The 26,501-nt window shown below is 51.0% G+C and carries 33 protein-coding genes and 1 pseudogene; 18 read left to right on the top strand and 16 right to left on the bottom strand.

Features of this window, described 5'->3' with window-relative positions; all coding sequences use genetic code 11:
- The 7 genes from BLW97_RS05805 to flgB form a co-directional block, all read right to left on the bottom strand.
- On the bottom strand, positions 1-477 hold a 477-nt coding region (locus BLW97_RS05805; RefSeq protein ID WP_207650561.1), incomplete at its 3' end, for a flagellar basal body L-ring protein FlgH.
- A 10-nt stretch (positions 478-487) separates the two neighbouring features.
- Positions 488-1,273, bottom strand: a complete 786-nt coding sequence (gene flgG / locus BLW97_RS05800; protein ID WP_075322618.1) for a flagellar basal-body rod protein FlgG — start codon at positions 1,271-1,273, stop codon at positions 488-490.
- 20 nt (positions 1,274-1,293) lie between these two features.
- Positions 1,294-2,034 carry a flagellar basal-body rod protein FlgF gene (gene flgF / locus BLW97_RS05795; RefSeq protein WP_075322617.1) on the bottom strand — a complete coding sequence of 247 codons (741 nt, stop codon included), beginning with the start codon at positions 2,032-2,034 and terminating at the stop codon, positions 1,294-1,296.
- 11 nt (positions 2,035-2,045) lie between these two features.
- The gene (flgE, locus tag BLW97_RS05790; protein ID WP_075322616.1) at positions 2,046-3,290 is read right to left on the bottom strand and encodes a flagellar hook protein FlgE; all 1,245 of its coding nucleotides are present in this window, start codon (positions 3,288-3,290) and stop codon (positions 2,046-2,048) included.
- 12 nt (positions 3,291-3,302) lie between these two features.
- Positions 3,303-3,998: a flagellar hook assembly protein FlgD gene (locus BLW97_RS05785; RefSeq protein WP_024892680.1), complete on the bottom strand. Its 696-nt coding sequence runs from the start codon at positions 3,996-3,998 to the stop codon at positions 3,303-3,305.
- Positions 3,999-4,000: 2 nt separating this feature from the next.
- Positions 4,001-4,417 carry a flagellar basal body rod protein FlgC gene (flgC, locus tag BLW97_RS05780; protein ID WP_010640019.1) on the bottom strand — a complete coding sequence of 139 codons (417 nt, stop codon included), beginning with the start codon at positions 4,415-4,417 and terminating at the stop codon, positions 4,001-4,003.
- A 19-nt stretch (positions 4,418-4,436) separates the two neighbouring features.
- Positions 4,437-4,850 (bottom strand): flagellar basal body rod protein FlgB, encoded by a 414-nt coding sequence (flgB, locus tag BLW97_RS05775; protein WP_075322615.1) that lies wholly within the window; start codon positions 4,848-4,850, stop codon positions 4,437-4,439.
- A 307-nt stretch (positions 4,851-5,157) separates the two neighbouring features.
- Here flgB and flgA point away from each other — a divergent pair, with 307 nt between their 5' ends.
- The 5 genes from flgA to fliW all read left to right on the top strand — a co-directional run bounded on the left by flgA (position 5,158) and on the right by fliW (position 7,426).
- The gene (gene flgA / locus BLW97_RS05770; RefSeq protein ID WP_035209695.1) at positions 5,158-5,847 is read left to right on the top strand and encodes a flagellar basal body P-ring formation chaperone FlgA; all 690 of its coding nucleotides are present in this window, start codon (positions 5,158-5,160) and stop codon (positions 5,845-5,847) included.
- Between the two features lie 97 nt (positions 5,848-5,944).
- Entirely contained in the window at positions 5,945-6,289 is a 345-nt protein-coding gene (flgM, locus tag BLW97_RS05765) for a flagellar biosynthesis anti-sigma factor FlgM (protein ID WP_075322614.1), read from the top strand.
- A gap of 7 nt (positions 6,290-6,296) precedes the next feature.
- On the top strand, positions 6,297-6,686 hold the full coding sequence (locus BLW97_RS05760) for a hypothetical protein (protein ID WP_075322613.1): 390 nt from the start codon (positions 6,297-6,299) through the stop codon (positions 6,684-6,686).
- Positions 6,687-6,689: 3 nt separating this feature from the next.
- Entirely contained in the window at positions 6,690-6,953 is a 264-nt protein-coding gene (locus BLW97_RS05755; RefSeq protein ID WP_075322612.1) for a carbon storage regulator, read from the top strand.
- Positions 6,953-7,426, top strand: a complete 474-nt coding sequence (fliW, locus tag BLW97_RS05750) for a flagellar assembly protein FliW (protein ID WP_075322611.1) — start codon at positions 6,953-6,955, stop codon at positions 7,424-7,426. The genes BLW97_RS05755 and fliW overlap by 1 nt, the downstream gene beginning before the upstream one ends.
- Here the strand turns inward: fliW and BLW97_RS05745 are convergent.
- On the bottom strand, positions 7,406-8,149 hold the full coding sequence (locus BLW97_RS05745; protein ID WP_075322610.1) for a flagellar brake protein: 744 nt from the start codon (positions 8,147-8,149) through the stop codon (positions 7,406-7,408). The genes fliW and BLW97_RS05745 overlap by 21 nt on opposite strands.
- Positions 8,150-8,361: 212 nt before the next feature.
- Here BLW97_RS05745 and motD point away from each other — a divergent pair, with 212 nt between their 5' ends.
- The 11 genes and pseudogenes from motD (at position 8,362) to BLW97_RS05695 (ending at position 17,462) form a co-directional block, all read left to right on the top strand.
- Positions 8,362-9,207 (top strand): flagellar motor protein MotD, encoded by an 846-nt coding sequence (gene motD, locus BLW97_RS05740; RefSeq protein WP_010640033.1) that lies wholly within the window; start codon positions 8,362-8,364, stop codon positions 9,205-9,207.
- A gap of 372 nt (positions 9,208-9,579) precedes the next feature.
- The gene (gene cheY, locus BLW97_RS05735; RefSeq protein WP_010640349.1) at positions 9,580-9,996 is read left to right on the top strand and encodes a chemotaxis response regulator CheY; all 417 of its coding nucleotides are present in this window, start codon (positions 9,580-9,582) and stop codon (positions 9,994-9,996) included.
- Complete coding sequence (locus BLW97_RS05730) at positions 9,996-10,487, top strand: protein phosphatase CheZ (protein ID WP_075322609.1); 492 nt, start codon at positions 9,996-9,998, stop codon at positions 10,485-10,487. The genes cheY and BLW97_RS05730 overlap by 1 nt, the downstream gene beginning before the upstream one ends.
- Before the next feature lie 5 nt (positions 10,488-10,492).
- Positions 10,493-12,589, top strand: coding sequence for a chemotaxis protein CheA (locus BLW97_RS05725; protein WP_075322608.1), 2,097 nt, complete (start codon positions 10,493-10,495; stop codon positions 12,587-12,589).
- Positions 12,589-13,209 (top strand): hypothetical protein, encoded by a 621-nt coding sequence (locus tag BLW97_RS05720; RefSeq protein ID WP_031569810.1) that lies wholly within the window; start codon positions 12,589-12,591, stop codon positions 13,207-13,209. Before BLW97_RS05725 ends, BLW97_RS05720 begins: the two co-directional genes overlap by 1 nt.
- Positions 13,187-13,936 carry an oxygen-binding di-iron domain-containing protein gene (locus BLW97_RS05715; protein WP_075322607.1) on the top strand — a complete coding sequence of 250 codons (750 nt, stop codon included), beginning with the start codon at positions 13,187-13,189 and terminating at the stop codon, positions 13,934-13,936. Before BLW97_RS05720 ends, BLW97_RS05715 begins: the two co-directional genes overlap by 23 nt.
- Before the next feature lie 22 nt (positions 13,937-13,958).
- Positions 13,959-14,381 (top strand): annotated as a pseudogene (locus BLW97_RS20395) (methyl-accepting chemotaxis protein); the annotation flags it as partial.
- Positions 14,382-14,393: 12 nt separating this feature from the next.
- On the top strand, positions 14,394-14,807 hold the full coding sequence (locus BLW97_RS20390; protein WP_404812155.1) for a CZB domain-containing protein: 414 nt from the start codon (positions 14,394-14,396) through the stop codon (positions 14,805-14,807).
- Between the two features lie 10 nt (positions 14,808-14,817).
- Entirely contained in the window at positions 14,818-15,774 is a 957-nt protein-coding gene (locus BLW97_RS05705) for a chemotaxis protein (protein ID WP_010640337.1), read from the top strand.
- Positions 15,775-15,799: 25 nt separating this feature from the next.
- Positions 15,800-17,143: a methyl-accepting chemotaxis protein gene (locus tag BLW97_RS20195; RefSeq protein WP_031569817.1), complete on the top strand. Its 1,344-nt coding sequence runs from the start codon at positions 15,800-15,802 to the stop codon at positions 17,141-17,143.
- A gap of 19 nt (positions 17,144-17,162) precedes the next feature.
- Positions 17,163-17,462 (top strand): hypothetical protein, encoded by a 300-nt coding sequence (locus BLW97_RS05695; RefSeq protein WP_031569819.1) that lies wholly within the window; start codon positions 17,163-17,165, stop codon positions 17,460-17,462.
- 265 nt (positions 17,463-17,727) lie between these two features.
- Here the strand turns inward: BLW97_RS05695 and rluB are convergent, their stop codons facing one another.
- The 7 genes from rluB to BLW97_RS05660 all read right to left on the bottom strand — a co-directional run bounded on the left by rluB (position 17,728) and on the right by BLW97_RS05660 (position 24,203).
- Positions 17,728-18,579, bottom strand: coding sequence for a 23S rRNA pseudouridine(2605) synthase RluB (rluB, locus tag BLW97_RS05690; RefSeq protein ID WP_075322606.1), 852 nt, complete (start codon positions 18,577-18,579; stop codon positions 17,728-17,730).
- Between the two features lie 92 nt (positions 18,580-18,671).
- Entirely contained in the window at positions 18,672-19,979 is a 1,308-nt protein-coding gene (locus tag BLW97_RS05685; RefSeq protein WP_075322605.1) for a sulfide:quinone oxidoreductase, read from the bottom strand.
- 150 nt (positions 19,980-20,129) lie between these two features.
- Positions 20,130-20,627, bottom strand: a complete 498-nt coding sequence (scpB, locus tag BLW97_RS05680; protein WP_024892663.1) for an SMC-Scp complex subunit ScpB — start codon at positions 20,625-20,627, stop codon at positions 20,130-20,132.
- Positions 20,620-21,447: a segregation and condensation protein A gene (locus BLW97_RS05675; RefSeq protein WP_143214853.1), complete on the bottom strand. Its 828-nt coding sequence runs from the start codon at positions 21,445-21,447 to the stop codon at positions 20,620-20,622. The genes scpB and BLW97_RS05675 overlap by 8 nt, the downstream gene beginning before the upstream one ends.
- Positions 21,444-22,655: a tryptophan--tRNA ligase gene (locus tag BLW97_RS05670; protein WP_075322604.1), complete on the bottom strand. Its 1,212-nt coding sequence runs from the start codon at positions 22,653-22,655 to the stop codon at positions 21,444-21,446. The genes BLW97_RS05675 and BLW97_RS05670 overlap by 4 nt, the downstream gene beginning before the upstream one ends.
- Entirely contained in the window at positions 22,655-23,362 is a 708-nt protein-coding gene (locus BLW97_RS05665) for a site-2 protease family protein (protein ID WP_010640319.1), read from the bottom strand. Before BLW97_RS05665 ends, BLW97_RS05670 begins: the two co-directional genes overlap by 1 nt.
- Positions 23,363-23,576: 214 nt before the next feature.
- Entirely contained in the window at positions 23,577-24,203 is a 627-nt protein-coding gene (locus BLW97_RS05660) for an L-threonylcarbamoyladenylate synthase (protein ID WP_010640035.1), read from the bottom strand.
- Between the two features lie 16 nt (positions 24,204-24,219).
- Here BLW97_RS05660 and BLW97_RS05655 point away from each other — a divergent pair, with 16 nt between their 5' ends.
- Positions 24,220-24,918, top strand: a complete 699-nt coding sequence (locus tag BLW97_RS05655; RefSeq protein ID WP_158025128.1) for a 7-cyano-7-deazaguanine synthase — start codon at positions 24,220-24,222, stop codon at positions 24,916-24,918.
- A 37-nt stretch (positions 24,919-24,955) separates the two neighbouring features.
- On the top strand, positions 24,956-25,792 hold the full coding sequence (locus BLW97_RS05650; RefSeq protein ID WP_075322603.1) for a ferritin-like domain-containing protein: 837 nt from the start codon (positions 24,956-24,958) through the stop codon (positions 25,790-25,792).
- On the opposite strand, the gene BLW97_RS05645 is transcribed toward BLW97_RS05650, so the two are convergent.
- The gene (locus BLW97_RS05645; RefSeq protein WP_075322602.1) at positions 25,789-26,037 is read right to left on the bottom strand and encodes a hypothetical protein; all 249 of its coding nucleotides are present in this window, start codon (positions 26,035-26,037) and stop codon (positions 25,789-25,791) included. The genes BLW97_RS05650 and BLW97_RS05645 overlap by 4 nt on opposite strands.
- Between the last annotated feature and the right edge of the window lie 464 nt (positions 26,038-26,501).

Here is a 26,501-nt window from a genome sequence, read left to right as displayed (position 1 = left end):
GGTCGCCCCCGTCCCGCCGTATTTCTGGGCACTGTTTGCGCCCATACTGGGGCTGAATGGGGTACCAGCGACACTCCCAAACGCCGGGACAATGCCAAAAAAGTTGGTCAGCGCTGCACTCAAGGAATCTGAAGTATTAATAGCGGTATTGGTGTTGTTGCTGGCACTGGAGTTTTCCTGAATCAACACGGTAATCAGGTCGCCCACACGATTGGCTCGATTATCACTGAATAAAGACACATTGGTGCCTGCCTGCCAGATGGACCCGTTAGGAACATGCGCCGCCAGTGATTCCGGTTCTGCGGGAATAGGTAACGGTTTGAGCGGCTTGAGATCATGATGCCCCTGCAAAGTGGCGCACGCCGTCAAGCCCATCACCAGCAGCAACAAAAAACCCAGACGCAGCAAAACCATCCAGATTTTTCCGAAGGATACTGGAAAATGCATGGGAACCTTGTGGATGGCTTGCGCAGTCATGTTATCAGCCTCACAAATTCTGGGTGAGATATCCGAGCATGGAATCCGAAGTGGATACCGCCTTGCTGTTGATTTCGTAGGCACGCTGCGTGGCGATCATATCCACCAATTCCGACACCACATTGACATTGGAAGATTCCAGGTAGCCCTGCTGCACAGAACCCAAACCATTGAGGGTGGGCTGTCCCGTTTGCGGCGCGCCGGAAGATCCCGTCTGCAAATACAGGTTGTCGCCAATACTTTGCAGGCCGGTGGGATTGATAAAATTGGCGAGCTGGATGGTACCCACCTGCTGAGGTTGGGCCTGCCCCGGCAGCACTACCGAAACAGTCCCGTCACTACCAATCGTAATGCTTTGGGCATTGGGTGGAATGGTTACCGGTGGCTGCAACAGATAACCGTTGGAGGTGACCAGTTGCCCCTGATTATTCATCTGAAAAGTACCGTCCCGGCTGTAAGCAATGGTCCCGTTGGGCTGCATGATCTGGAAAAAGCCCTGGCCATTGATCCCCACATCCAGCGCATTGCCGGTCTGGGTCAAGTTGCCCTGGGTCATCAGGCGTTCCGTGGAAACGACGCGCACCCCGGTGCCAAGCTGAAGTCCTGAGGGATATTGGGTAGTCTGCGAAGACTGCGCACCCGGTTGCCGCAGATTCTGGTAGAGCAAATCCTGAAAAACTGCGCGGGACTGCTTGAATCCGGTGGTGTTGACGTTCGCCAGATTGTTGGCAATAACGTCCATTTTGGTCTGTTCACCTTCCAGGCCAGTTGCTGCTACATAAAGAGAACGCATCATGATTTATTGCTCCTGATTGTTCATGACAACACCAGCAATTGATTGGCACTTTGCCGATCCTGGGAAATGGTTTGCATCAACTTGGTCTGCATATCAAACTGGCGGGTATCTTCGAGCATCTGGATCATCGCATTGACCGGATTCACATTACTGCCTTCCAACGCTCCAGGCTCAAGCACCACATTGCCATCTTCAGCTGCCGGTTTGCCATCACTATTCTGAAATAGTCCATCGGGATTTTTCTGCAAGCCTTTTTCCGAAGGATTCACCAGTTTGATCTGGTTGATTGTGACAACAGCATTGGGTTGACTGCCTACCGGCACCCCGGAAATCACCCCGTCACTACCAATGACCAGAGACTGCATCGGCGGCAGGGAAATAGGCGAGCCATTCACGCCCAGCACCGGATGCCCGGTCGCAGTCATGAGGATACCCTGACCATTGAGCTGCAGATTCCCGTCCCGGGTGTAAGCTTCCTTGCCATCAGGCCCCTGAACAGTCAGCCAGCCCTGGCCATTCACCGCCACGTCCAGAGGCCGTCCGGTGCGTACTACGGGGCCTGACTGAAAATTCACACTGGGGGTTTCCGTAGCCGTATAGGTGCGGGTCGGTAAACCTTGCCCATACACCGGCAAGGCACTGAACTGGGCTTCATCCGCACGATATCCGGTGGTATTGGCATTAGCCAGATTATTCGCCGTAACCGTCTGCTTTTGCAGAATGGCATTGGCGCCACTCATGGCAATGTAAAGGGTATCCATGACTTATCCTCTTACAAACTCAAGAGCGTCTGTACTACCGTATTCTGGGTTTTAATAGTCTGGGCATTGGCCTGATAAGCCTGCTGCGCCACAATCAGATTCACCAGATCCTTGGAAATATCCACATTGGACTGTTCCACCGCCCCGGCCTGTAAAACGCCCAGATTGGAACTGCCAGGGCCACCGGAAAGGGGTTGTCCCGAAACATAGGTTTCTGCCCAATAATTATTTCCGAGATTTTGCAAACCATTATTATTGGGGAATCGGGTCAGGCTGATTTGCCCCATGAGCTGGGATTCACCATTGCTGTATCTTCCATAAATATTCCCCCCGGCATCAATGGAAAGTCCGGATAATTGCCCGGCACTATAACCATTACTGTTGTTGGTGATGACGGAATTGGGAGAATTATAATTCGTGCTGCCGCTGAAGCTTACGTTGATGGAGGTGGGAGCCGCACCATCAGCCCACGGAGTACCAGTAATAGGTTGAGAAATTGAACTGGTTTCCTGACCATAGGCATTAAATTCCAAAGTTCCAACATAACCAGAAGTAATACCACTGGCACCAGTAGTTCCCGTTACCGAGTAATCCACGTTCCACTTTTGCCCGGATGTTGTCGTACCTGAACCGCTTTGCAATTGATAATAAGTAGTCAACAATTGCGGGGTACCCAGACTATCGTATACTGTCGTCGTGGTCGAATAATTATAGGTACTCGGATCATTCATATTAATAGTGCCACTGATGGGCGTATTGGTTGAATCCAGGTTCAAACCCAAACTCAATCCTGAAGTCGCTTGCGGGGCAATGGCATTCTGATTGATGCTCAAGGGACCGCTGGCACCGGTCAGTTGACCATTTTGCGCTTGTATCCCGATCAATTCACCACCGTTGGCATCCACAATAACGCCGTTTTTATTCAGTTGAAACTGTCCATTACGGCCATAAACTGTTGAACCATTATAGTTGAACTGAAAAAAACCATTGCCGTTAATGGCAACATCCAGAGGATTACTGGTTGTTTCAATATTACCCTGAGTAAATTGTTGAGCGATGGTTTGTACAGTAGTGCCAATACCCACCTGTCCGTCGGTTGGTGCTGTATTGGCCATGGCTGAAGCATAGGCATCAGCAAACTCGGCATTGGAGCTTTTAAATCCTACCGTATTGGCATTGGATATGTTATTACCCAGAGTCTGCAAATCCGTATTAGCTGCCTGTAATCCACTTAACGCTGTATTGAATGCACCCATTTTGCAAACTCCTTAAATAATATTCTGTACAGAGCTGAACGGCACCGAGCCTTGTTGCCCCTGTAACTGCAGGGTAGGACCAGAACTTCCCAAAGTAACGCCATTCACCACGCCAAACATGTAGGGTGTAGTCGTGACTGCATCCCCATTGGCATCGGCGGCCTGTACCGAAAACTGATAATTCCCTGACGGCAAAGCGCTCCCATTGGCGCCTTCTCCATTCCAGCTAAAAGTCTGCATTCCCGAAGACTGCGAACCCTGAGGTAAAACCGCCAGTGTCTGACCGGCACTATTCTGTACCAGCACGTCCACTGCACTGGCGGCGCTGCCCAGATTATAAGCCCCATTGGCACTGCCGCTGCTCAAGGTCAACTGATTCCCTGAAGTAGTGACCGACTTGCCAATCAGGGAAGCAGCCTGCAATCCCTGGTTCTGATTGATTTGATCCATGAGAGAACTCAGCGAACCCTGAATGGCCTGGACGCCATTGGCCATGCTGAATTGTGCCAGCTGTGAAGATAAATCCTGATTACTGAGTGGGTTCAGGGGGTCCTGATTGGTGAGCTGGGTAACCAGAAGATTGTAAAAGGTGCTTTCGCTGGCAAGGCCACTGGCGCCGCTGCTGGCTGTACCTGAGCTACTTGCCGAACTGGTCTGCAACGATTGATAAAAAGGATTGACGCTGGATGTCAGAGAATTGACGCTCATGTTCAGGCTCCAAGGCTAAGGGTTTTCTGCAAAAGGGATTTCGTGGTGTTCATCACATTCACATTGGCCTGATAGGCCCGCGAAGCCGAAATCATGTTGACCATTTCATCGACGGGATTCACATTGGGCATTTTGACGTAGCCTTCTTTATCTGCCAGCGGATTCCCTGGTTGATAGACCATTTTGAATGGCCCGGGTTTACTGATGACCCCGGCCACCCGTACGCCATTGACCCCAGCGGGAGCGCCAGCATTGGCAAAAGGTTGCGCGGCAAAAACCACTTCCCGGGCCCGGTAGGGTTGACCATCTGAACTGGTTGCCGAATTGGCATTGGCCATATTACTGGCGACCACATTAAGCCGATAACTTTGGGCGGTCAGCGCCGAGCTCGCTACATCCAAAACTGAAAACAATGACATAAGTCTTACTCCTGCATGTTTAAGCGGTTGTTCCCGTAATGGCCGAGGTCAAGGTTTTAATTTTTCCGGTCAAAAAGGTCAGATCGGCCTGGTAACGCACGCTGTTTTGCAAAAAATCTGCCTGCTCTCGATTCATATCCACCGAATTATTATCCAGTCCTACCTGGCTGCCACGTTGATATTGCACAAAAGCAGCCATGCTCGCGTTATTGCCGGTTTCAGTAAATTGCCGGTTACTGTCAGTCGTCAATGGTAAACTGCCTTTATCACCCGCCTGAACGGCTTGCATCACCTGAGCAAACGGAATATCTACGGCCCGATAATTGGGCGTGTTGGCATTGGCGATATTGGCTGACAGCAGTTGCTGCCGGTAACCCGTAACCTTAAGCGCCGCAGCCAAAGGATCCAGAGCCTGATCTAACAATCCCGACATTGTCGTGAGCCCCTTAAAATTATTCACAATCACCTTAAAGCAACATACATGCCAAAAATTATCCCGTGATTACCCCTTCATTACGCATGCTACACGGCAGAATAAAGCCGCCCCGCTTCAGTCCTCAGGACACAACCGGCAAAAAAATGCCGCTCAACCATTCCCGCTGCGCGCATTCAGAAACCACTGGACGAAATAACCTCCTTAAAAGTCTGGCGCATTATTTGCTTTGCTTGTTGACTAACACCCTATTTACATGAGGTGCCTTGGGGTTATGAAGCTCAGTTTCACAAACAGCATAAAATCTATGGTTGCCAGCTTGCTGCTCGCGGCGATATCCGCCATGGTCAGCCCCTGCGCTCAGGCTGCTGTAGAAAACCCCGCAACTATTCGTGAGGTGGTTCGGAATTTTGTGCGGGCGCATTTACCTGATCAATCAGCGGATGTTCATATTCAATTGGACGGACCGGCCCCGGGTATTCATTTTCCTGCCTGCAGCAAGTTGAAAGTGGCGTATTTTGGTTATAGCAACCCCTATGGCAACCAAACCGTACAAGTCCACTGTCAGTCGCCTTCCCCCTGGCAGTTATATTTACCCGTACAAATCCAAATGGATCAGAGTGTCGTCATTGCCTCCCGGCCACTATCTGCCGGATCCATTCTGCAGGCTGGAGATCTGGCTGTCGTACGCAGGGATACCAGTGGTTTGGGGGGCAACACCTTAAATTCGCCCCAGGAAGCCATCGGTAAAATTCTGCGATTCGGAACATTAGCCGGACAACCTATTACTACGAGCATGCTGAATGCCCCTGATGTGGTCCATGCAGGGGAGCAGGTCACTCTTTATGCCGAAGGCAATGGGATTCGTATTGCCACCATCGCCGACGCCATTGAAAGCGGTCGCCCCGGACAAAGCATCATGGTCAGAAACCTGCAGTCAGGTCGCGTAATCCGGGGGACAGTAACCGCACAAGGGCATGTCGTGGTAGACTTTTAGGCCAATTCAGAGTAATTCATTGGCTATTTCGCTTTAGTTTTTAATCTGATGTGTCGTAGTAGTGACTATGGCAGCAGATACGTTAGGAGATAAGCGCATGAATCCCATCAATCCATATTCTGGATCACTTGCAGGAATACCGACTGCAGACACGCGGAGTAACACCGACAAAGCAGTGAGTGGGTCCACCCCGGACTCTGGTAAATCTTCCGGACAAGCTCTTGCCCCGAGCACTGTTGCACAGGATCATCTCACGCTTTCACCGCAGGCGCGGCAATTGATGGCTGCTCAGGATACGAATACTGGCCATACTGATCAGCTCGCGCAGATCAAAGCCGCCATATCCAATGGAACCTATCAGATTTCTCCCCTCAAAATTGGCCAGGGCCTGACTCAGGATAATCAGCAGTTCATGCCTGCAAGTACCAACAAGTCAGCCTGAGCCGATCATGGATCTCAACGATTCGACTGATTCTCAAGAAAGCTTGCTGCTCGAACAATTGCAGGCCTTACTGGATGACGAGACTGAGTGCCTGAAATCAGGTCAGATGGCAGAACTCCAGCGGATTGCCACTGAAAAAATGTGCTGTTTTGCCGATATTCAGAGCTGCATGACAGCAGCAAGGCAACCTTCAAAAAATTCATCCGCTGATGCGCATTTACGCAATTTATTAAACGAAATCATGCGTAAAAACCAACTAAATGGTCAGATTATCAGCGCATTGCAACGCTTTAATCAGGGCGCCTGGGAAATTTTTTTCGGTGTACAGCCCGCCACATACTCAGGCCTGGGTACTGCAAAATCATCAGCTGAACACCATTTGATCGGGAGCGCCTGAATCGTGCTGGTTCTTACCAGACGACGCGGTCAGGCCATATGTATTGGTGACAATATTCGTATTGTAGTGACCCGTATTGAGGACGGGCAGGTCCGCCTGGGCATAGAAAGCAGTGACAATGTCACCATTTTACGTGAAGAATTACTGGAAACCGTCAAACAGGCCAACCAGTCCGCTCTAAGCTCGGCCCCGGAAGCATTCAATCACTGGCTGAATCAACAGCCCAAAGCCGTTGATGATGCTGGCAATACAAAGGACAAAGCCTGATGAAAACCTATGATACCCGGTTCGGCCCATTTTCTATTGCCGACGAGGAAGTATGGCACTGTATTGCGCCCATGCCAGGCTTTACCGACTTGCAACGCTTTGCTTTACTACATCTTCCCAGTCAAGGGCCATTTGTCTGGTTACAGTCACTGGATGAAGCGTTGATCACTTTTTTACTGGTTGCTCCCGAACACTTCAATATACGGTATTCCCAGGTTCCGCATTTTGCCAAAACGTCAGGGGTACCCATGGTAATGGTGATACTACCCCAAACGGAAAACGGCACACTCCAAAGTAACTCGCTGGCCCCGCTTTATTTCCTCCCGGAAACCAGACAATTTGGACAATGGATTGTAGAACATCACGAAATGCCTACTGAACCATTAAGTGCTGCACATCTACCACCGGCTGAACTTCAAGCTCAGATTATTGTTCCCATTCAGGATCAATCCCTAGCGACTGGCACGGCGTAGGCATTCCCGATCATAACGTAGCGTGTACTGAATGATTTTATCCTCCAGCGCAACGGGCAAATGGATAAACGCCAAACCTAACTGCTGAACCCCACCTTGGGTGTAAATTCCTGGCCCCAGATGACAGACCTTAGCCTCCACTGAACAGGCTTGCCCCTGAAACTTAAACTGAACCTGGGCCAGGAGTTCACCCTGAGTCACCGGATAGTCCTGTGGCGCGGTGATGGCGATACGCATACCACCGGCACCAATATCCACACATTCACCCTCTACAGCCCTTGCTCCATAACGTTTTAATAATACAGAAGTTTTATTGGACGAATCGACTACTGCACGCAATGTACTGCGCCTTTGCCATTGAAAAACCATTTCGGGTCGCTGGATACGAATGGCCGCAAAACGCTGCCAGATAAGTTGCTCTACAACCACCGTCTGAAAACCAAGGGGCAAGGCATCGTCAGTCCACAGCAGCAGGTCTTCGCCGGCGAGCGCATAAGCATTAGCCGCATCCGGCGTCAGAGCATCCAGAATCAGGCTCTCATGAAGCGCATCATCATACAGCAGAGCGGCGTGCCCCATGAAAGTGCCGGGTTGACCTACCAGGACCTGCATGTTTTGCTGATTTTTCACCAGGAACTGGAGTGCGCGATCGCACGCTGCTTTTAACGTCAAACGATTGGCATCTACAAACAGTTTATCCAACCGGGTTTCATCATTGACCATGACTGCTTCCTTCTCACATCTATCCATATGTCAAAAATTTGACAAGTCCAGTAAGGTTGGCCCTGCATTGACGACCTTTCAGCAGAATTCATGCCGCTTCACAGCCAGCCTGATCAGGCATAAATCTCGCTTATTTTTCGAGCGGACGCTGTAAACGTAAAAAACCGACTATTTAATGGCTGAGTGTATTAGAGAACACAGGAGAATATGGGATGGCACGCAAAAAGAAAGCAGAAGAGGAATGGGAAAACCACGAACGATGGTTGGTCTCCTACGCCGACTTCATTACCCTGCTTTTCGCATTTTTTGTGGTCATGTATGCCATTTCTTCAGTAAATGAAGGAAAATACAAGGTATTATCAAAAACTCTGGTATCCGCCTTTAGTGGTCAACCCTGGTCACCCGTCCCGATACGATCGGATACCAATAGCCTGACCCAAACCCCGGTAGCCCTGCCGGCATTACCGAAAGTAGCCACCCTGGACCCGGTTCCCCATGTGCAGCAAGGTCAGGTATCACCCCGAGCGCATGAACCCAAACCCCAGGTAAATCCGGAAATGCAAAAAATTGAGGCGCAAATGAAGGCCTTACTCAAGCCATTGATTGATCAGGGTAGCGTGGCCATCCATCGCAGCAATTTGGGAGTAGTCATTGACTTGAATGCGAAGATTCTCTTTCCATCAGCGCAGGCACAACTCAGCGGTAATGCGCGCAGCACCTTAGGCAATATCGCCAAAGTTCTGGCGCAGGTACCTTATCAAATCCAGGTGAACGGCTTCACGAACGACCTGCCCATCCGTACCCCACAATTTGCCTCCAACTGGGCACTATCTGCAGCGCGGGCCGTATCCGTCGTCGAACTGTTTATTGAGCATGGCGTCAACCCGCATCATCTGGTTGCTGCCGGATATGGCAAGTACCACCCTGTAGCATCTAATAATACCGCCAAGGGTCTGGTCATGAATCGTCGTGTGAGTATCGTGGTGGTCGCTCCTCAAAACCCCAGCAAGGCAGGAACAGACCCGATCATGGCAGGCAACATCAGCCAGCGCGGCTGATTGCCTATGTAAGCATTCTTTAACCTAAAAACGGCAGTTGCCGTGGGTGCTTTTTGCTCCCTTGTTCTTCGCCTGTTGTTCTACGGCTCATCCTGCTGTCAGGAGAGAACTCGCCCTGCGGGCTCAAACAGCTCTCCTGACGGACGCAGGATTTCGCCAAGAACAACAACGGCTCGAAACAAAAGTCGCTACAAAGCACCCACGGCAACTGCCATTTTTAGATTTGGATTTAACCAACCGGCTTTAGTTTTCCTGGAGATGTGCCGTATTGAAAAGCAGAACATCTGCACTACTCCATCCAGACAGGTGGTACAGGAATTGCTTTTCCGTATGCAACGGATGGAGTACGACTCAAGGAGGAGATCAGCATTTATGGGTATTGATCAGGTCGACAAGGGCATCCACATTTTAGTGGTGGATGACTTCTCTACGATGCGGCGCATTGTACGCAATTTGTTACGCGAACTCGGTTTCAGCAATTTTGATGAAGCTGAGGACGGCGTTCAGGCACTACAGAAACTGCACAGCAGACCCTTTGATTTCGTTGTTTCCGACTGGAACATGCCCAATATGCAGGGAATTGATCTGCTGCGTGCCATCCGTTCAGATCCACAACTCAAACATATTCCGGTACTCATGGTCACAGCTGAAGCCAAACGCGAAAACATCCTGGAAGCAGCCCAAGCCGGAGTCAACGGGTACATCGTCAAGCCTTTTACGGCCGACACCCTGAAAGAAAAGCTGGATAGCGTGTTCAAGCGTCTTCAGGCGGCTCAGGGAGGCCAGTGATGACCACACAAAATCCGCTGGATCCTAATCGTCTGCTCAGTGAGGCCGAGTTACTGCTGCGTGAAGGCCTGAAGCGAATCGCCAATACTGCCGAAGAAAATTTGTCCGGCGCACAAAACCCTCTGGAAGAAGCACTGCGCTTAACCGAAGAGCAGACTATGGCCACTCTTGCCGCTGTCGAAAGAGCGCAAGATGCGGTAACCATCATTCGCAACACGCACAATAGCTATATTGATAAGCCCCTGAAAGACATTGAAAGCGCCCTGCTCGTTATTCTGGCCAGCCAACAGGGGCAGGATCTTGCCGGTCAACGGCTGAAAAAAGCCATCACCCTGCTTCAGGCCGTTGAAGAGCGCATACGCCTTACCCTGACAGAAGCCGGTATGGAATCAGCCAGCAGTATCGCAGAGGAAAACGCCGCAACCGCCGAGGCTAATCCCAGCATCAATCAGGAAGAAGTGGATAGCTTGCTGGCAGAACTGGGGATCTAAAAAGCATGGATATGGAAATTCTGCAGGATTACTTGCCGGAAGCTCGGGAACTCCTCGAAAAAGCTCAGGACGACACCCTGCGTCTGGAATCCGATCCGAACAATGATGAGGTGCTCGCCTCTGTCTTCCGGGCTTTTCATACCCTCAAAGGGGGTGCCGGATTTCTCGAAGCCGATCATCTCGTCAGTTGGACCCATCATCTGGAAGATCTGTTGGACAAGCTGCGTTCCCATACCCTGGTCGTTAATGGAGCGATGATTGATGCCATCCTGCGCGGCCTTGACGTGATTGATGATATGCTGCAACAGCTTGCCTGTGGAGAATATCCCGGGCCAGGACCAGAAGAACTCGGCCAGCTTATTCAGGAACTGGCAGCAGGAAAACGCGCAGAGCAAGTTTCTGTAAATGGACCGATCGAAAGTGACGCAACACCTTCCAACCCCTTTCCTCCGGAAGCCACGCTATTGGTCAGCCAGCGACCCACAGCTGCTGGTGAATCTGGACTGTTCCTGGAACGCACGGAATCCGCATCTTCCAGCGAGACTGCAGCGGATGAAATTACCGACGCAGAATTTGAGGCCACTCTGGACGCTCTTTATGGAAACAAGGCCCCAGGGGTTACCAGTGCGTCCGATTCCGGCCAATTGAACAGTGACGAAATTTCGCCGGAAGAGTTTGAGCAGGTGCTGGATCAACTTTACGGCCAGCAAGCTCCAGGATATGAACAACCCGCCCTTACCGCAACCGTTTCTGCAAGTTCGATAGATTCAGAAAAAGCCACTGCCGAGATTGCTCCGCCAACACAATCAGTCAGCACAACGACCAATCCATCCTCGGAAGCAACCAATGCAAGCAAAGCAGCCCCCCCCGCACGCAGCGCCGCCGCTGCGCAAGAAGCAGCCGATACTACATTGCGCGTCGATGCCGCCCGTCTGGACGCCGTAATGAATCAGGTGGGTGAACTGGTTTTGCTCCGTAACCGACTGAGTTCTGCCATCGGCAGCCTGGGCGAAGAAAATGAAGACATGCTGCGCATCGCCCGCGAAGTGGACATCACCGTCAACGACATTCAAAGCACCGTCATGCGTCTGCGTATGCAACCCTGCAAGCGTCTGTTTCAGCAGTTGCCCAGAGTAGTCCGGGACGCTTCCCGGCAACTCGGCAAAGAAGTTGCGCTCGAAATTGTGGGCGAAGACGTTGAAATCGACAAAGCTGTGGTCGATGCACTATCTGGTCCTATGACCCATTTGCTCCGTAACAGTCTCGACCATGGCGTTGAGTTACCTGCAGATCGCCAGGCCGCAGGGAAGGCGCGCAGTGCCAAAATCAGAGTTGCTGCTATTCATTTGGGCGATAAGGTGCGTATTGAAGTCTCCGATGACGGGCGCGGTATTGACAGTCAGTTTGTTACCCGGAAAGCCGTGGATAAAGGAGTCATCACTGCAGAGCAGGCGGCGCGCCTCTCGGAACAGGAAGCGGTTGAACTGATTTTCCGCCCCGGATTTTCTACCAATGATCAGGTTACCGACATTTCCGGACGAGGTGTCGGCATGGATGTGGTCAAGGAAACTGTTCGCAAGCTGCGTGGGCGCCTGGATATTCAGACCAAACCGGGTTTAGGCACAAGTATTTCCATGGAATTTCCTTTGACCATGGCGGTACTACCCGTGCTTTACCTGCGTTTGCGGCGGGAAATCTACGCGCTTCCGGTATCCAGCATCGAAAGTCTGTTAGATATACAGGAAAGCCGGATTCATCGCATGAGTGGTCGCAGTGTCTATCGGGTAGACGGTACTGAAGTCATCCCCATGGTCGATCTCGGCAGACTTCTTCATGATCGCCCCCTCCGTTTAGGATCAGAACCGATAGAGGGGATATTGACAGAGCGGGGTTTGATTATGGTTTCTGAAGTGCTTGGAAACGAGGACTCTGTGGTCAAACCCATTGATTTCCTCGCTGAGCAGAACTGGTACCAGGGCGCTACCATTTCCGGAAAAGGTAATGTCGTGCTGATTCTCGATGCCGGCGCCCTGGCTAACCATGTTATTGATCATGGTGGAGATTCGACCATTATAAATGTTTCCTGTAAGGGAGCTGCCTGATGGATATTCAGCACATCATGAGGGTCGTAGACGCGTCCTTTGCAGCACGGCAAAGTATCGAAAAGGCATTGCGTGAAATTGACCGGCGCGCACTTAATGCCATGGTGCTGGTCAAGCGTCATGGTAACGCCTTGGCCGGTTATGGCGTGGTAGCCCAGGCCTTCCGGGAAAGAGCAGCCATTTTAAAGACATCAGCCTCTCATCTTCAGGAAAGTATCGCGCCACTCATTGAAGCTTATATGCGCATTTTGCAGCATCAGCGCTTTGCTCAATCATTCCAGGAAATGCTGAGTGACAGCCCGATCCATGGCAAGGCTTGTCCCAACCTGATCAGCACCCAGAACACCTGGCAAAAAGTTATTCAGCAGGAAGAAGTCGAAGCTGTCAAAATTTTGGGCCATCTCCTGGAAACCGTTCAACAACTTCAAGAAGGTATTGAAGAACAAGAATATGTAGTCACCAACGGCCGAATCGAAGCGGCACTTGCAGAAAGAACCGGAGCTCCGCTGATGCGGGTTTCCAGAGATATGGGCGAAGCCGTCCGCACCGTCGCGCAGGCGATTCGTAGCTATCGCCATCAATTGGAGAGTCTGGAACATGAAAGCAGCACCCGTCTTTGAAGCAGGCAGCCATCGCTGGTGGATCATTTACGATCAGGACGAACATCGGGTCATTGATTCCAATGTTTACGTCATCGAATCGAACGGACAAAGCATCATTCTGGATCCAGGCGGATTTGAGATTTTTCCCCAGGTCTTTGCAGCCATGGTGGAAGTCATTCCGCCTTCCAGCCTGAAAGCAGCCTTTGTTTCACATCAGGACCCCGATATTGCTTCCAGCTTGCCGCTATGGCATGCCTGTAATGATAAAATGGAATGGCACGTTCCCAAGCTATGGGAAGGTTTTATCCGTCATTATGGTGCGCTCAATGCCCCACTGCAAAACATTCCTGATGAGGGCGGAGATGTGATGATTGGAGGGCGGCGCCTGGAGTTTATACCGGCTCACTACCTGCATTCTTCAGCTAATTTTCATGTTTATGATCCAGAGGCAAAAATTTTGTTTTCCGGTGATGTGGGTGCCGCATTATTACCCCCCGGTCATGACGCATGGGTAGACCGACGCGATAAAACCGGGCGCGCTTTTGAAGAACATATCAAGAAAGCCAAATATTTTCATGAACGCTGGATGCCTTCCAATGCCGCCAAGAAAAACTGGATAGAGCGGGTAAGCCAATTAGATATACAACATCTCTGCCCACAGCATGGGGCTATTTATAGTGGCGACAATGTTAAGCGCTTTCTGGACTGGTTCGACAAAATCAATGTCGGTACCGGGATCAATTAACCATTAAAGGGAATAGAGTACTATGGATGAATTTTCGGAAAGTAGCTCCAGAAATGCGACCCAAAATGCGCGTATACTCACCCATACCTCCGCTGAAGCTGCTTCGGCTATGGAAACAGTCAACAAAAACCTGACGTTACTTACAAAAGCTATTGATGATAACCATCAAGCCTCGCAGTCCCTCATGAATCAGGTAGTTGCAATCAGCCGCATCGCCCAGACTATCCGCGAAATTGCTTATCAAACCAACCTGCTTGCATTAAATGCCGCCATTGAGGCCGCTCGTGCCGGAGAACATGGTCGAGGTTTTGCCGTAGTAGCTGATGAAGTCCGGAATTTATCCAAACGTGTCCAGGATGCCACAGACGAAGTGCAAAACAATATAACAGCCGTCAATTTAACGGCAAAAAATATTGATAGTGCCGCACAGAACAATCAGCAACAGGCGCAGCAATCCATGGATGTGACGCGCAATCTGCAAAAAGAAATAAAAAATTTACGTACGCTAGCGGTATCCATGACCCTGGATGCCGCCCGTCAAAGTCATGAAGCATTGGTTCACCGCCTGCAAAATGCCGTGAGTGATAATGGGTCACCAATGAGTCCGGATGATCTGCAGGACCAACATCAGTGTGCTCTGGGCTCATGGTATGAAGGAACAGGGAGGCAGCTTCTGGGCAATGAAGCTGAATTTGTCGCCCTGGCCGAGCCGCATCGGCAATTCCATCAACGCGCGCGGGAACTACTGGCTGCACATCAAGCCGGTGATCAGGAAAGTACTGGCAAATTACTGCGGCAGGTCCTGGATAGTCGGGATAATATTTTCCAGCATATGGACGCGCTAAGCGCGATCATTCAAAAAACCTATTGAGGATTGGATCATGAATCAGTTACTGCGGGAAGTTGATGAACGCGCCCAGCTTGCGGGCACCAACAAGTTTGAGCTGCTGGTATTCCGTCTCGGCACGGATCCCAAAATCAATAGCCGCGAACTTTTTGGGATCAATGTGTTCAAGGTCCGTGAAGCACTGGTCATGCCCAAAATCACGCCCATGCCCGGTGCGCCTGAGCATGTGATGGGCGTCGCCAACATACGTGGACAAATCATTCCCGTGATTAATTTACCAGAGGTGGTCGGCTGCAAAACAGACGGATTAAATATTCTGCTGGTTACAGAATATGAGCGTTCTGTGCAAGGATTTGCCGTTGAAGATGTCGAAGAAATTGTCCGACTGGAGTGGAGTCGCGTACTTTCTGCGGAGGGTGCCTCAGTAGGCGGCCTGGTCACCAGTCTGGCACGGCTTGATGAGGACGAAGAAACCGCACGCCTGGCTCTGGTGCTGGATGTGGAACACATTCTTCGTCAGGTATTACCTTCGCGTTTCAAAGCCGGAGATGAACTCGTACAACAACATGCCATAGAAATTCCCAAAGGTGCCGTCATTCTTTATGCCGATGATTCTGGTGTCGCGCGCAATCAGATCGAAAAAACCCTGAAAAGTTTGGGCTTGGCTTTTATAGGAACCAAAACCGGCAAGGAAGCACTTGAACGTTTAAAACAGCTCGCGCAAGATGCCAAAGCGTCAGGCACCCCACTTCGTGACAAGGTCGCACTGGTTTTGACCGATCTTGAAATGCCCGAAATGGATGGATTTACATTGACCCGTCATATTAAAGAAAATGAAGCCCTCCGCGATGTACCGGTCGTCATTCACTCATCGCTATCTGGTACCGCCAATGAAGCCCATGCGCGCAGTGTCAACGCGGATGGCTACGTAGCAAAATTTTTACCGGATGATCTGGCTCGCGCTATTACGAGCGTTATTCATTCTCACTAAAATCTCACCATGACGAGGCTACGCCATGTCCACTGAAAACCATACTCTGCTTTCCCTGTTTTCTGCCTGCCTGGATGGTGACGCAGAAACGGCACAGTTAATTCGAGATGATCCTGAACTCGGAAAAACCATTACGCCGATTTGTGATTGGCAAAAAGCACGTCTTTGGCAAAGCTGTAAAGTTCTGGATCATCAAGTTACAGCCCTGGAGCAAACTGCTGAAAGTCACTTGCTGGGTATGGACTTAGAGCAGGATTTACGTACTGCACAGCTGGATAGCCAATCTCTGTATGATCAGGCCGATGCGGTCATAAAAGCGGTGCGCAGCACGGCTGACAGTATTGGCTCCAACCAGTCGCTGGCCGAAGCGACCTTACATGATGTGCAGATGGGAAACGAACGGCTTTCCGTGTTAATTGGCGAAATGGATCTCGTCGAGCAAACCGTCACATCCATGGGGGAAACTGTACAGGCTTTTCTGCAGCAAACCCGTACTATTACCACATTGGCAGGCAAAGTGCAGGAAATTGCCAAGCAAACCAACCTGCTGGCTCTCAATGCGGCTATTGAGGCTGCACGCGCCGGGGAACATGGGCGCGGTTTTGCGGTAGTTGCCGATGAAGTCAAAAAACTGGCGCAAAGTTCTGCTCGTGCTGCTGCTGATATACGTAGTTCTGCAACCACCATAAACAAAGGAGCCATACAAGTTGAAACGGGCGTCAGCGCCAGTGTGGAACATTTGCGTCGTGGCGGAGATGCTCTCGAAACAGTTGCCGAGGTCCTGGGTATGGCCAACCAGTCTGCACAAAAAACCCGTGGAAACATTGAAAACATTGTCAGTGGGAGTGCCCGGGAAGTTGTCGCCGCAGAAAGCATGGGTACACACATGAATGCATTGCAGCAGTCCATGGGACAATTTGCTCAGCAATTCCAGGCTATCCGCCAGTGTCTCGACCATGTTCGTGATGAACTGGCGCACGCCAGTGAAGCGGCCATGCAGGGTGATCCGGCACTGGCCACTCGACTGACCGTGGTTAAGGCAGACCATGTTTTATGGGTCAGCCGAATTCTGGAAGCGATTACTGATAAAGCCAGCCAAATTGATATCAACAACATTAAGGACCACCACCAGTGCCGTTTAGGGCAATGGATGGACAGCATGCTGGAAACTCCCATCGCTCAATCCGAAGCCTTTATTGCTGTACAGCAGGTTCATCCGCAAGTACATAAGTTGGGAATCGCCATTATTAATGCCTTAAAAAAAGGAGATAATGCCGCCGTTCATACTGGTGCCGATCAGCTGAAAAGTCTCAGCACCATGGTGCAACAACAACTGGATAAACTGCGCGACCATGTCATGGGTCACTAAAAAATAACTACGAGATATCATGGCAAAGGACAAGAAAGAAGAACCAATAGTTGATCAGAAATTCAAGCCCAAGCGCCGCAGTAGCCCTACTGCCAGCGTAAAAAGTTGGGCGATCACCTGGTTATTGGCCATTATTGCTGCTGAATGGGGATTGCTACCCCAGCCCTTGGGATTCGGTGGGGAGTTCCCTTTCTGGATACCTATAATAATGGATGTATTACGTTTTTTTGTTATATGGTTCGCAGCACATATCATCACTCGGATAATTTTTGCTGCTTGGGAAATTATCGGTGAATATTATCAAGCTTCAACGAAATAGTTTGACAAAAAAACCTATGACCTCTGAAAGAATAATAAACAAAACTGTTGTCATCCATGAAATATTCGCATCATCCTTCTCCGGATCAAGGCACTGTGCCCGCGTAACTTCTTGAATCTTGTTTTCCGGTACCAATAAATAAGTCCGCACCTCGTTAACGGGGCTTCTGGATTGGGTCGTGAGTTCCATATGAACACTCTCTCAGCATGCTTACACGAGCAAAGTAACACAAATATTACATATGAATCAATTATAATACATTCGTTCAAAATTTGTACCTCGATGAACGAGATGCCCCTGGATGCCGCTCCGATGATGATCTGTTTGAGTTGTGCGATTTGGAATCTGCCACTCCATGCTCGGTCATCGGTCTTGCCGGATTCACCCATTTGACGCTAGCCAGCAGATTATCTCGTTCTTCATCGGGTAATTCATCAAAATAACCATTTTTGAGTAAACGCGGCATTTCCACCACGCCATAGCGCACTCGAATCAAACGGCTGACTGCCAGGCCCAAGGCTTCAAAAAGACGGCGCACTTCCCGATTGCGACCTTCAGCAAGAGTGACGTGATACCAGTGATTGGCTCCCTCACCGCCGGCTTCTTCAATTTTGAGAAATCGCGCTTCCCCATCTTCCAGCGCCACACCTTTCAAAAGCTGGATTTGCTGTTCGTTACTCAAAACACCCAATATGCGGACCGCGTATTCTCTTTCAATGCCCGCACGGGGATGCATCAAGGCATTGGCCAGATCCCCATCATTGGTGAGAAGGAGGAGTCCTTCCGTGTTATAGTCTAAACGGCCAACGGCCACCCAACGACTGCCACGCAACTTGGGCAAGCGATCAAAAACAGTTGGACGACCATCGGGATCATTCCGGGTAGTCAGCTCCCCTGCCGGCTTGTGGTAACGCAGCACCCGCAGACGCGGGCGAACCCAGGAGGGAATCCGCAAGGCTTCACCATCTACCGATATTTTATCGTGGGCTGTGACCCGATCCCCCAGCTTGGCGACCAGCCCATTCACCTGAATACGACCGGCAGCAATCCATTGTTCCATAAGTCTTCTGGATCCCAGACCAAAGCGTGCCAAAACTTTTTGTAATTTTTCATCCATTGTTCAAAAATCTCCGGACATGCCCTATGGGTAGTTTTCAGGATAAAAAACCCCGCGCAAGGCGGGGTCTGATGTTATGCTGCGGGTGATGCTCAGGAAGCTTTACGATGTGGCGGCACTTCTTCCTTGAGGCGGGTGATGCCCATCATCTTGAACAGCACTTTTTCATAGAAAGGTTCGGAAACACCCATTTTCATCTTGCGAATGAAATATTTTTCAAAGGCCACCTTGGCCAGATGCACCCAGCGACCATAGGCAAATACGTCAACCTTGCGGGGACGCAACTGCGGCAGAGCTACGAAAGCTGCGCCGCGATCACCCATGTCAGCAAAACAGACGGCATTCCAGGTACCCATGGTCTGCTCACCTTTACGACCTTCCAGGTCCGCTTTGATATTGTGCACCGCAGCAGAAACCATGGATTCGATCATGTAGCCGGTTTTCGGGGCCCCAGTAGGCACCGGTGTGGCTTCCACCGGAGGAATCGCAATGGCAATGCCAGCAGCGAAAATGTTGGCGTACTTTTTGCTGCGCTGGTGTTCGTCTACCAGCACAAAGCCGCCCGGATTACACAAGCCTTCAACACCCGCTACGGCAGGAACCCCCTTGAAAGCAGGAATCATCATGCCGAACTTGACTGGCAAGGTGAATTCCTTGGCTACTTCACCCTTGTCATTGACCTGGGTGACAAACATTTTGCCACCTTCTACTTTGGTGACCTTACAATTGGTGTAGGCTTCAATACCTTCTTCCTTGAGCCCCTTGCTCAGGATTCCAGTAGAATCACCAACGCCCTGAATACCCAGGTGACCCAAATAGGGCTCACTGGTCACAAAAGTAAAGGAAGAGATTTTGTCACGCATGCCGCGCTTTTTAAGGTCGGAAGCTACAACCATAGCATATTCGTAAGCTGGCCCGAAACAACTGGCACCGCCCATGGCACCGATCACAATGGGACCGGGTTCGGCCAGAAGCGCCTGATAGTCATGATAGGCTTTTTCCGCATGATCCACCGTACAAATAGACTGAATGGGGCCTTCGTGCGGATCGGAGCCCGGTACATTTTCAAAAGCCAGTTTCGGTCCGGTGGTAATCAGCAGATAGTCATAACGCACCTTACTTCCGTCAGCCAGGGTAATTTCCTGGCCTTCAGCATCAATTTTTTCCGCTGCCTTGGGAATAAAATGAATGCCCTTGCGTTCTACATAAGGTTTAATGGGGAAAGCAATATCATCCCGTTTGGTCCAGCCCACGCCCACCCAGGGATTAGATGGTACAAACTGGAAATAATCATTGGCGCTGATGAGCGTCACTTCATGCCCGGAACCCAAGGCTTCCTTCATTTCATAAGCTGCGGGCATGCCACCTGTACCTGCCCCTAAAATCACTACATGTGCCATTGGTCTGCTCCTCGTCACATTATTGACCACATCTAACCCAATGCGGATGCCGGCCTCTTTTTATTAACCGCCATCAACAAATTCCACAAAAATATGCGACCATATTATCAAGCCGTCAAATAAGTTTTTTCTAATATTAAAATAATCTTTCTATTTATCGGTCCTTACTACGGGCAAATCTCCCAAGGAAGCCAAAGCAAAATGCTGCATAAATTCAGAAGTAGTTGCCCAAAGCGCCGGACGACCAGGGCTTTCGCGGTGACCTACCACAGCAATCCAGCCAAGCTCCTGTAACTGCTCCATGATGCTCGCACCTACCGATACTCCCCGCCAGTGTTCAATTTCCGGACGGGTAACAGGCTGTTGATAGGCAATAACCGCCAATGTTTCCAGCACCGCTTTGCTCAATGGGCGGGGAGCCTCTACATGCAAGCGCGCTAACAGCCCATGGTGGCGAGGATGAATCTGCAGACGATATCCACCTGCAACGGCGATCAGCTGCATGGGACCTTCACCAGCGGCCAGTAAAATCTCCAGTGCCGCTTCCCAACCCGCATATTCCGGGTCGTCGGCGAAAATGCCAGCGAGCTGTTCCCGCGACAGTGGTTCTGCACTGGACAAAAACAAAGCCAGCAAGGCCTCACGCATGCTGCGGAACCTCCATGCCCGCAATACTTACCCGCCAACCACCGGCACCGTCTTCAAGCAATTGCAAGGCTTCCTGGCGCAACAACTCCAGAATGGCCAACAAGGATATAGCCAAGGCCTGCCGACTCAACTCCGGCAACAACTCAAGCAGTTGCCAGGGACGCTGATCCCGACGACAGCAAAGCAGCACTTCCACCATGCGCTGCCGCAAACCCATGGCCGGGTTGGAAAGCTGATGGACAGTTTGATCACGTCGCTCGGGGCGCCGCTGTATACGCAACCAGGCCGCAGCGATATCACCCAGTTCGAGCAGAGGCGGAGATGAGGGCAATGCCGCATAGGTGACCGGGTTGACCATCCAAAAATCGCGCCCTGACTGCGGCAAAGATTGGAGGATTTCTGCCTGGCTTTGCACCAGGGCCAGGGCTTCCAGGCGGCGCGCCAATTCCAGTCGAGGGTCCATGTCTTCATCTTCACAGGCGGGCGGCACCGGAAGCAGCATTCTTGCCTTGATTTCCGCCAACCAGGCGGCCATCAGCAGATATTCTGCTGCCAGCTCCAGATTCCGCCGCCGGGCTTCCTGGAGGTACTGCAAATACTGACGGGTGACTTCCGCCACCGGAATATCGCGAATATCCATACGGTTACGACGAATCAGCCAGAGCAGTAATTCAAGAGGTCCGGAAAAGCTGTCCAGAAGCAACTCCAGGGCATCGGGAGGAATAAACAAGCCCTCTGGTAAGCTGTCCAGAGGCTGACCATTGACCTGTACAGCCTGCCCCATACCAGCATTCACCACCGTCACGTGAATACCACTCAACCAATACCCAGTTCGTGAGCCAAGCCCATGGCGGAGCGCACTTTTTCCATAGTCTGCTCGGCCCTGTTACGGGCACGTTGCGCGCCAGCATGGGCAATTTCCCGCAATTGTTCCGGACGCGCTGCCCAGTATTCGGCGCGTTCGCGAATCGGTGCCAACTCCACGAGCACTGCTTCAATCACAGGCTGTTTGCAATCCAGACAACCAATACCAGCGCTGGTGCAACCCTGACGTACCCAATTTCGCGTCTCCTCACTGGAATATACCTGATGAAAACCCCATACCGGACATTTTTCCGGAGTACCCGGATCAGTACGCATGACGCGCGCCGGATCAGTAGGCATGGTACGGATTTTCTTGCGAATCTGTTCCAGGTCTTCCTGTAAGGGAATGGTATTCCCATAGGATTTACTCATTTTTTGGCCATCGAGGCCGGGCAATTTGGAAGCGGCAGTCAGTAACGCCTGGGGTTCGCGAAGAATTTCACGGCCCTTCCCTTCCAGATGCGCCAATAACTGCGCCTGCATCAGCGGACTCAATCCTGCCTGTTGCCGGAGGAATTCAGCGGCTTCAGTGACGGCCAACAAATCCCCATTTTGCTGAAAACGCTGTTGCAACTGAGCAAAAGTTTTGGCAGCACGCTTGCCCATGGCCTGCAACCCTCTTTCAATCTGCTGCCGGGTTTCCGCATCACGGCCATAAAAGCTGTTGAAACGTCGAGCCAGCTCCCGGCTGATTTCCAGATGCGCCACCTGATCGGCCCCTACGGGCACCTGTTGGGCCTCATACAGCAGAATGTCCGCCGTCATCAGCAGCGGATATCCGAGGAAACCGAAGGTCGCCAGATCCCGTTCCCGCAGTTTTTCCTGCTGGTCCTTGAAAGTCGGCACGCGCTCCAGCCACGACAAAGGCGTCAGCATCCCCAGCAGCAGGGCCAATTCGGCATGTTGGGGAACATGCGACTGAATAAATAGAACTGCTTTATCCGGATCAATTCCCACCGCCAGCCACTCAACCAGCATATCCCAAACGGCGGTACTGATGCCCTCAACGCTTTCATAATGGGTGGTCAGGGCATGCCAGTCTGCCACAAAAAAATAGCACTCGCCCTGATCCTGCAAGCGTACCCAGTTTTTCAGTACGCCATGATAATGACCAATATGCAAACGCCCGGTCGGGCGCATTCCAGAGACAATAATTTCTTTCATTATCCAGCACCTACTGCCAGGAAAAAATGATAAACCCACAAAAACAATGGGCCCAGTACGTTCCACAAAATGCCGGTAAAAAGCAGCACAATGAGAATAATAAATCCATAAGGTTCAACCCGGCTGAGGGCGATACTGGCAGAAGCCGGCAACAAGCCTACAGCAACCCGACCACCGTCCAGTGGCGGAATCGGTATCAGGTTGAAAATGATCAGGATGACATTGATGATGATGCCCGCCTCGCCCATCAACTGCATGGGCGTAGCGACATAAGCCAGGGTGCCGGGAAGGTGTCCACCCAACCACAGTATGGCTGTCCAGAAAATGGCCATCAGCAGATTGGCTGCGGGTCCGGCGATAGCTACCCAGACCATGTCCGTTTTCGGCTTTTTCAGGCCACTAAAATTCACCGGCACTGGTTTGGCATATCCAAATAAAAAGGGGGAATGAAACAGCAACAAGATACCCGGCAGGATAATCGTTCCAAAAGGATCAATATGTTTCACCGGATTCAGGGTCAGACGACCCATGAGCATCGCCGTGGGGTCGCCTCGCTTCCAGGCCACCCAGCCGTGGGCGACCTCATGCACGGTGATGGCAAACAGCACCGGAATCGCCCAGATCGCAAGGGTACGAACAAAATGTGTGAGATCAAACATGGTCGCGAGTATATCAGCAGGAACTACCGGCCACCTAATGCAGCCCATTTGCGAGACCCTTGTCCTGGTAACAGCCATGGGCCGAGAAGCTTTGCCGCGACTTTGGCCCGCGCCGTTGTTGTTCTTGGCGAAATCCTGTGCCCGTCAGGAGAGCTGTTTGAGCCCTCAGGGCGAGTTCTCTCCTGACAGCAGGATGAGCCTTAGAACAACAGGCAAGGGACGTTGGAGCAAAAAGCTTCTCGGCCCATGGCTGTTACCAGGATTATTCCAACCCCAGAGCCGCCGGATCTCCGGCCCCCTTGCGCAGCAATTGCGGAGGCCATTGCAACAAATCAATAACGGTCGAGCATTGGGCCCGCCCCTGTTCGGCGAGGATCACCTTATCCACCTGGTTACCGAGCAGCGTGCAAATTTCTTCTGGATCAATCAGCGGAATATCAGATTCAGGCAATTGCAGTGTCGAACTCATCAAGGGTTCACCCAACTCTGCCAGGAGCATTTCACAAATGGGATGAGCTGGAATACGCACGCCGATACTCCGTTTTTTAGGATCCGCCAAACGCCGAGGAACGTCTTTGGTGGCTGGCAAAATAAAAGTATAAGGTCCAGGTAAGGCTTTACGCAGCAGAGCAAAAGCGCGGTCATCCAACTTGGCATATTCTGCGAGTTGGGCAATTCCCGGAAACAGGAGGGAAAGATCATGCTGCAAATCCAGCTGCCGGATACGCCGCAGCCGTTCCTGGGCGGCGCGAGCCCCAACCATGCAACCCAAGGCATAACAGGTGTCTGTCGGAAAAACAATTAACCCACCCGCCCGTAACACATCCAGTACCGGCTCCAGCAGGCGCCATTGAGGATTGACCGGATGCACACTGACGCATGAACTCATGTTATCTTTAATCTCCATGAACACTCATACCGAAACCGCTGCGATCATACGCCAGCCCGACCCAATGTCGCCAGACCCGATGTCTCTGGACGTGGCCCGGCCCAAAACCGCAAATTGCCTGCTGCTGATGAGCGGCGGGGTAGAAAGCAGCACGCTGTTATTTCAGCTTGCCCAAACTGAGTGCCCCCAACCGGTTTTTCTGGACTATGCGCAACGCGCTGCCCAACAGGAATGGGAAGCCGTGCAAAGGCTCAGTGAAAATCAGCAAGTCCAAGCACAGCGCTATGATCTTTCCGCTTTTGGAAATGCCGTTGGAGCATTGCGCGCTGAACGGTACCATGTCCCCCTGCCCCATCGTAATTTTTTCGCTATTGCTGCCATTGCGACGATTGCCAGCAATTTGAATATTCAACGTATTGTGATAGGTCTCAGCGCTGATGATGCGCAGGTAGATACCTGCTCACGTCCCGCTTTTCAAAATGCCATCACAAACACCCTGGGCACTTTGAATTTGCAACTGGAAACGCCTCTGATTCAACTCAGTAAGGCTGCCATCATACTTGAGGGGAATCGTTTGCACGTTCCCTGGAAAAAAACCTATAGTTGCCTGCTGGGGCGCGAAAAACACTGTGGTTTTTGCCCCCAGTGCAAGAAAAGACGGGAAGCTTTTGCACAGGCTGGCGCCAATGACCATGATCTGGGCTATAATCTTTGACCCGATTTCATCCGCCCCAAAGGAGACGGCTCAATCCATGCCCGTTGCCATCCCCACTATGAGAAAGCATCCAACCTGGACTCTGGCAGATATACCCTATGCAAGCATAGAAAAAACCAGAATAGTTGATCAGACAGACTGGTTTTATTTGCTGGCAGGAGCCTCCTTTGTGGAAACGCTTTCTGACCTCTATGCCCGCAATCTGGTGGAATACTTTCAGGAGAATGCTGCGGCTACTGCATGGCTCAGCAAAGAATGGGAGCAGGAAGAAGTTCAGCATGGATTGGCCCTGAAAGCCTATGTCCTGCAGATCTGGCCAGACTTCGACTGGGACCACGCTTATAAAGGCTTTGTGCAAGCTTACATGCCCTACTGCCAGACAGATTTATTGGGTCCTAGCCAGGCGCTGGAAATGGCGTCTCGCTGCGTCGTAGAGACAGGTACCGCCAGTTTTTACACCATGATTCAGTCCGCCAGCCCGGAACCGGTTCTCCGCTTACTGGCTGGGCGCATTCGTGCTGATGAAGTCCACCACTACAAATACTTTTATAAATTCTTTCAGGCTTATCAGCAGCAGGAAAAAAATTCACGCTGGCGCATTGGCCGGGAACTCTGGAAAAGAGTGTCGGAAGTCGATCAGGAAGATAGCTATTTAGCCATCAAAAATGCTTTTGAAGTAAAAAATCCTGGGCAAACTTTTTCAGGTAAGGACTTTGCGGCATTCCGGGAACGGATGGGAGACTGGGTCAGCCGCCACTATCCCTTTGAAATGGCAATTAAAATGCTGCTAAAACCGGTATCCCTACCACCCACCTTACAAAAAATGGCACTGCCCCTGTTGAAGCGCAGTGCCCGAAAGGCCTTGGCCAGTTAGAGTGACCAGGTGCGAACTTTTAACTTGTCCGGATGCAACTGCAGCCAGCCAGCGGATTCAAGATGCGCGGCAGTTTTACCCATAACGCGTACTGCCTGATATTCACCGTGAACAATAGGGTGAGGCAAAGACCCTTGCGCCAGTTGGTTATGTAAAGGGGTGACGGCATGCACAAAGCTCCCCAAGGCCATAAAAGGCGTGGCAAGCAGCAGAACAAAAATCATATTGCTGAGTGACTTTTTCATGAGAGGTCCTTTTTCGATTCAGGGAGAATGGTATGCTTAAGCAAACTGCATGCCAGTTATTAAAAACTCTCATTCCTTTAGCCGGATCAGAAGTAAAATCTTTTCTCTACCGGTAGTTACGTCATCTTCATGAATAGGATCAAATTCTGACAAAATGATTATCTTAGCCATGCACGCCCTACATACTCGCCCAGCCTGTCTCCATACCCCGACAAGCAGACGCCCCTTTTCGTTCACAGACCGGTTTTTAATGATCTGACCATACTGCGGTCATTTGGCTACAGCCTAAGGATTAGGTCTTTAATGCCAGATTATGCTATATTTATTCATCCTGATATTTGTTGAATATTATCTTACTGCCATAAATAGGAGTTATTGTGACAGAACGAAAATCTTCTTTTTGGATACGGCACGGCTCACACTTTAAAAACAATTCCATGTACACTGTTATCATTAATATTCTT

It is taken from the genome of Acidithiobacillus albertensis, from assembly GCF_001931655.1.
Taxonomy (GTDB): Bacteria; Pseudomonadota; Gammaproteobacteria; order Acidithiobacillales; family Acidithiobacillaceae; genus Acidithiobacillus; species Acidithiobacillus thiooxidans.
This window is presented reverse-complemented; position numbering and strand designations above follow the sequence as displayed.